The organism is Intrasporangium sp. (genome assembly GCF_032907665.1).
Taxonomy (GTDB): Bacteria; Actinomycetota; Actinomycetes; order Actinomycetales; family Dermatophilaceae; genus Intrasporangium.
This window is the reverse complement of sequence record NZ_JAJJPG010000179.1, coordinates 1-5,493: the sequence shown is the minus strand read 5'-3', so window position 1 is coordinate 5,493 and position 5,493 is coordinate 1. Positions and strand designations below refer to the sequence as shown.

Below are 5,493 nucleotides of genomic sequence, written 5' to 3'. Positions count from 1 at the left end.
ATGGCCGGCATCACCGTCCTCGTCGTCCTCGGTGCGGGCGCCTTCGTGTCCCTGCTGTCCGGCGGCCGCGGCGACGACTTCGAGCGCCTCGCCCTCGCGTTCGCGTTCATCTGCCTCCCGCAGATCTTCTTCTACGGCGCCTTCGCGCTCTTCGGCCAGATCCTCAACGCGAAGAACCGGTTCGGCGCCTTCGCCTGGGCGCCCTTCGTCGCCAACGTGGTCGCGATCGTCGGCCTCATCGTCTTCATCGTGGTCTTCCCCGCGCCCCAGGTCGTCAACTCCCAGGGGCAGCCGCTCGCCCGGCCGCCGGACCAGTGGACCGGTCCGATGATCTGGCTCTTCGCCGGGTCGGCGACGGTGTCGGTCATCGCCCAGGCCGCCTGGCTGCTCCCCGCCCTCTACCGCTCCGGCTTCCGCTACCGCCCGCGCTGGGGCCTGCGAGATGTGGGACTCGGCGGGGTCAGCCGGCTCGCAGTCTGGGCCTTCGCCGGTCTCGCGGTGTCCCAGATCGGCTTCTTCGTCACGCAGTGGGTGCTCAACACTGCCGCCGAGCGGTCCGGCCGCCCCGCGGACGACCCACTGCGGGCCACCTCGGTCTACGCCGTGGCCTTCACCATCTTCATGCTGCCGCACGCCTTCGTCGCCGTCTCCATCATCACGGCTCTCTTCCCGCGACTGTCGAAGGCTGCAGCCGACGGCGACGTCGCGACCCTCAAGGCCGACTTCCGCAGGGGCATGCTCCTGCCGCTCGTCGCCAACGTGCCGGTCATGGTCTTCGTCATGGTCGCCGCCACCCCGATCGTCGCCCTGCTCAACCCAGGCATCGACGGCCCGTCCATCGAGCTCGCCGCAATCGTTCTCGTCGTCATGATCCTGGGCATCGTCCCCTTCGGCGTCGACCTGCTGTGCTACCGGGTCTTCTTCGCGCTCGAGGACGGCCGGTCGCCACTGCTGATGCAGGCCGTGCTGACGCTGATCTCCCTCACCGGGGCCGCGATCACCCTCGCGCTCGACCCGAAGTGGGCCATCGCCGTCGTCGCCGCCGGCCAGACCATCGGCAATGTCGCGAGCTCGACGACCGGCATCGTCATGCTCCGTCGCCGGCTCGGACTGCTCGGCCTGGGAGAGATCGTCGACTCGACGGCGCGGATCGGAGTCGCTGCGGGCGGGGCCGGCCTGCTCGCCTGGGGGACGATGACGGTGCTGGGCCCCATCCTCGGGGACCCGACCGCGCCGTCCAGCGTCGTCGACCGGCTCTTCTCGAGCGGGATCGTCCTCAGCTTCGCCGGCCTGCTCTTCGTCATCGTCTACCTCGCCCTGGCGCACGCGCTGCGCGTCCGCGAGGTGCGCGACGTGGCCGACATGGTCCGCCGCCGTCTCGGCTGACCCTCAGTCGGCGGCCGGAGCAGCGCCACCCCGCCGACGCAGCCAGCGTCGGACCAGCCAGGCGATGACCGCGGCAATGAGCAGCCACGGCAGCAGGACGGCCAGCCCGGTGACGACGACCATGATCGAGTCGAGAAAGGCGCCCCATGCCTTCGCGAGGCTGTCGACGAAACGGTTCTCGCCCGGCTGTGCCGACGTCGTGGCGTCCGTCCAGAGACTCACCGAGACCGTGGCTGTCGTCGTGCGCCGGTCGAGCTCGGCGAGTCGTTGCTCGAGCGAGTCGAGGTCCGACTGCCGCCTGGCCAGCTCGCTCTCGAGCAGGACGATCTGGTCGAGCGTGGTTGCCTTGACCATGAGGGCCCGCACGCGCGCAATGCTGTCCTTCGCGGGTTGGATGCGGGCTTGGGTGTCCACATAGGTCTCGGTCACGTCCTCCGACCGGGACGACCGGTACGACACGGTCCCCACGTTCGCCGCCGACAGGTCGTCGAGGACGGAGTCGAGTCGGTCGGCAGGCACGCCCAGGGTGATCCGCGCCTCGTCGAGACCGACCGGTACGACCCCGACGTCCTCGAGCGGCCCCGTCCCTCCCTTGACGTCCCTCGACGATCCCGTGGGGTCTGCGGCCGTGACGACGCTCTCCGAGAGCACCTGCCCGCCGGCGGCCGCGGCGATGGCGCGGACGCGGGCGCTCGCCGCCGCGAGGTCGGCCACCTTCAGCCCGAGCGAGGCGGTTCGAGCCAGCCGATTCCCCAGCGCCTGCACGGCGCCGGGGACCTGACCTGACGTGGCGGTCGGCGCCTTGTCGTCGCGGGCGGTCCCTTCACGGGGGGAGCCGTCGCCGGCCCCCGGCGCCTCCGGCGCGATCGGACCGGCGCCCGAGCCCGCACTGTTCGATCCCGCACTGTCCGATCCCGCACCGTCCGACCCTGCTGCGTCGGCCTCGCTGACCATCCCGCCCCTCGTCGGCGCGTCGCCTTCCGAGCTGACCCCGGATCGTCCGAGGGCGCCCAGTCCGAAGGGAATCGCCACCAGGATGACCAGCACGACCAGGCCGGCGGCGAGCCAGACCCGTTGCTGCCTCGCGCCCTGGGGCCGTAGGCGGTGGAGCTCGATCATGGTGACCTCTCTGACTGGGGGTGTGGAGGCGCTTGAGCTGCGCCCTCTACCTAGGGGGACACCGGGCGGGGCCGAAACGTTGACGACGCAGTGGGAGAGTGGCCCCATGGACGTGCACGTGGGAGTGATCGGAGGCGGCATCGCTGGACTCGCCGCTGCCTGGCACCTGGCCCGCGCATCGCGTGCCCTCGACGTGACCGTCCTCGAGGGCTCACCTCGCGTCGGGGGCAAGCTGCGGGTCGAGGAGGTCGGGGGCATCACGGTCGACGTCGGCGCCGAGTCGGTCCTCGCTCGTCGTCCCGAGGCGATCCGGCTCATCGACGAGCTGGGCCTCACAGACCACATCACCCACCCGGCCCGGGTGCCTGCCTCGATCGTCAGCGGCGGCGTGCGTCGGCCACTCCCCGGGGGGACCCTCATGGGCGTCCCGTCCGACCCCGAGTCGGTGCGTGGGCTGCTGTGCGATGCGGACGTGGAGCGGCTCAGGGCAGAGGTGCTCTCACCGCCGGTCCGCGGCGACATCTCCGTCGGGGACTTCATCGACTCACGACTCGGCGCTGCCGTGACGGACACCCTCGTGGAGCCGCTGCTCGCGGGCGTCTACGCCGGTCACGCGCGCAATCTCTCCTTGGAGATGGCGATTCCGGCGCTCTACGAGGCGGCCACCGCTGGCACGCCCGCGCTCGAGGCGGCTCGTTCGGTCGCGCGGGCAGCCGCCTCGGCAGCGCTGCAGACCGACCCGCCGCCGTTGTTCGCCACGGTCGCGGGCGGGTTGGGCACCGTCCCCGCAGTGATGGCCGCCCGGCTGGCCGACCTCGGGGCCGCAATCCGCACCGGCACCATGGTTCGCCGGCTGGAGCGTCGCGACGGCCGATTCGTCGTCTCGAGCGGCCCGACGACGGATGTGCACGAGGACGTCTTCGACGCGGTCGTCCTCGCCACGCCGGCAGCCCCGACGGCACGCCTGATCCGTGACATCGCGCCCGGCGCCGCGGCGCGGCTCGACACCATCGAGTACGCCTCCATGGCGATCGTCACCCTCATCCTCGACGGGCCGCCGCCAGACGTGCTCGACGGCAGCGGCTTCCTCGTCCCTCCCACTGAGCCCCTGACGATCAAGGCGTCGACCTTCAGCAGCGTCAAGTGGCCGTGGCTCGCCGCCGCCCACCCCGACCGCACGGTGCTCCGGGCCTCCATCGGCCGACACCGGGAGGAGGCGACCCTGCACCGGCCCGACGACGAGCTCGTCGAGGTGGCCCTCGCCGACCTGGCCACCGTGCTCGGTCGCGCGCTGCCCACACCGGCTGCGGTCCACGTCCAGCGCTGGGGCGGGGGGCTCCCGCAGTACGCGGTCGGACACCGGGCCCTCGTCACCGGCCTGACCGACCCCGCCCCCGGGATCTCGCTTGCGGGTGCCGCCCTGGCCGGCGTCGGCGTGCCGGCGTGCATCGCGTCGGGCCGCCGGGCCGCGGACGTGCTGCTGACCCGACTGCGGTCAGGAGACACCGGGTTGGGATGATGAGCGCATGACCGACAAGCTGACCCCGGCCCAGATGCGTGAGATCAACGAGACCATCCGATACTCGATGTGGTCGGTGTTCAGCAGCGTCCTTCCACTCGGGAGCGACCGGGAAACGCTCGCTGAGGAGCTCGAGTCCTTCGTGGCAGCGATCACCGACGAAGGAGTCACGGTTCGCGGCTTCTACGACGTCGCGGGCCTGCGCGGGGACGCCGATTTCATGATCTGGTGGCACGCCCCGACGATCGAGCAGCTCCAGTCGGCCTACCACCGCTTCCTGCGCTCCGAGCTCGGCACGCACCTCGAGCCGGTGTGGTCCTCGGCCGCCCTCCACCGTCCCGCGGAGTTCAACAAGAGCCACATCCCCGCCTTCATGGCCGAGGAGAACCCCCGCAGGTACGTCTGCGTCTATCCGTTCGTCCGCTCCTACGACTGGTACCTGCTCGACGACAAGGAGCGCCGTGACATGCTCCGCGAGCACGGCCAGATGGCCCGCGAATATCCCGACGTCCGCGCCAACACCATCGCTTCCTTCGCCCTCGGCGACTACGAGTGGCTGCTCGCCTTCGAGGCCGACGAGCTGCACCGCATCGTCGATCTCATGCGCGAGCTGCGGGCCTCCCGGGCGCGCAACCACGTGCGCGAGGAGATCCCCTTCTTCACCGGCCCCAGGGTCGAGCCGCGCGAGCTCGTCGCCAACCTTCGCTGAACCGGCTCCGACGACACCGCGCCGCTCAGTCGTCGTCGAAGACGCCCGAGGCGACGATCGCGACGACCGGGACGAGCAGGAACCAGAGCCAGGAGCCGGTCCGGAAGAAGAGTGCAAGCGCGATGAACGGCGTGAGCGCCAGGACCGTGTCGCGGACCCTTCTCGCCCCGGTCTTGGGCGACACCACCTGAGCGGAGCCACGCTTGGCCAGTACGGTGCCGTCAGACGCCAGGGCGGGAAGGTCGGTGAAGAGGTCGTCCAGCTCGCGGCGCGTCACGGCATCGGCCGCGCGGCCGCGCCGGTCCTCGTATTCGTGCGAGTCCAGCCGGCCAGCCTCGAAGTGCGCGGCGAGCAGCTCGAGCGCCGCCCGGCGCTCGGCATCACCCACGCGCAGGTCATCGGTCCCCATGACGCGAGGATAGGCCGATCACCACCCGGCCCGCTTCCAGCCCCCTCCCGAGGCGCGAAGGTGCTGCGCGCGTCACCCGGTGAGCCCAGCGGCATACGTCGGCTACTGCGTGTCGGGCACGAGACGCAGGCTGATCGAGTTGATGCAGTAGCGCTGGTCCGTCGGGGTGTCGTAGCCCTCGCCCTCGAAGACGTGCCCGAGGTGCGAGCCGCACGTCGCGCAGCGGACCTCGACCCGGTGCATGCCGAGGCTGGTGTCCTCGATGTACTCGACCCTGTCCCCGGCGAGCGGTGCGTAGAACGACGGCCAGCCACAGTGCGACTCGAACTTCGTGTCGCTGCGGAAGAGCTC

Annotated in this window: 6 protein-coding genes; 3 read left to right on the top strand and 3 right to left on the bottom strand. The window is 71.1% G+C overall.

What is annotated here, in order from left to right:
* The coding region (murJ, locus tag LOY02_RS17510) for a murein biosynthesis integral membrane protein MurJ (RefSeq protein WP_317183654.1) at window positions 1–1,386 on the top strand (1,386 nt) is incomplete at its 5' end.
* 3 nt (window positions 1,387–1,389) lie between these two features.
* On the opposite strand, the gene LOY02_RS17505 is transcribed toward murJ, so the two are convergent.
* Complete coding sequence (locus tag LOY02_RS17505) at window positions 1,390–2,505, bottom strand: DUF4349 domain-containing protein (protein WP_317183653.1); 1,116 nt, start codon at window positions 2,503–2,505, stop codon at window positions 1,390–1,392.
* Window positions 2,506–2,611: 106 nt separating this feature from the next.
* On the opposite strand from LOY02_RS17505, the gene hemG reads away from it, so the two are divergent.
* Window positions 2,612–4,024: a protoporphyrinogen oxidase gene (gene hemG / locus LOY02_RS17500; RefSeq protein ID WP_317183652.1), complete on the top strand. Its 1,413-nt coding sequence runs from the start codon at window positions 2,612–2,614 to the stop codon at window positions 4,022–4,024.
* A gap of 7 nt (window positions 4,025–4,031) precedes the next feature.
* Entirely contained in the window at window positions 4,032–4,733 is a 702-nt protein-coding gene (gene hemQ, locus LOY02_RS17495) for a hydrogen peroxide-dependent heme synthase (RefSeq protein WP_317183651.1), read from the top strand.
* A gap of 25 nt (window positions 4,734–4,758) precedes the next feature.
* On the opposite strand, the gene LOY02_RS17490 is transcribed toward hemQ, so the two are convergent.
* Entirely contained in the window at window positions 4,759–5,142 is a 384-nt protein-coding gene (locus LOY02_RS17490; protein WP_317183650.1) for a DUF1707 domain-containing protein, read from the bottom strand.
* A 102-nt stretch (window positions 5,143–5,244) separates the two neighbouring features.
* Window positions 5,245–5,493: peptide-methionine (R)-S-oxide reductase (gene msrB, locus LOY02_RS17485; RefSeq protein ID WP_317183649.1), on the bottom strand; the 249-nt coding region annotated here is incomplete at its 5' end.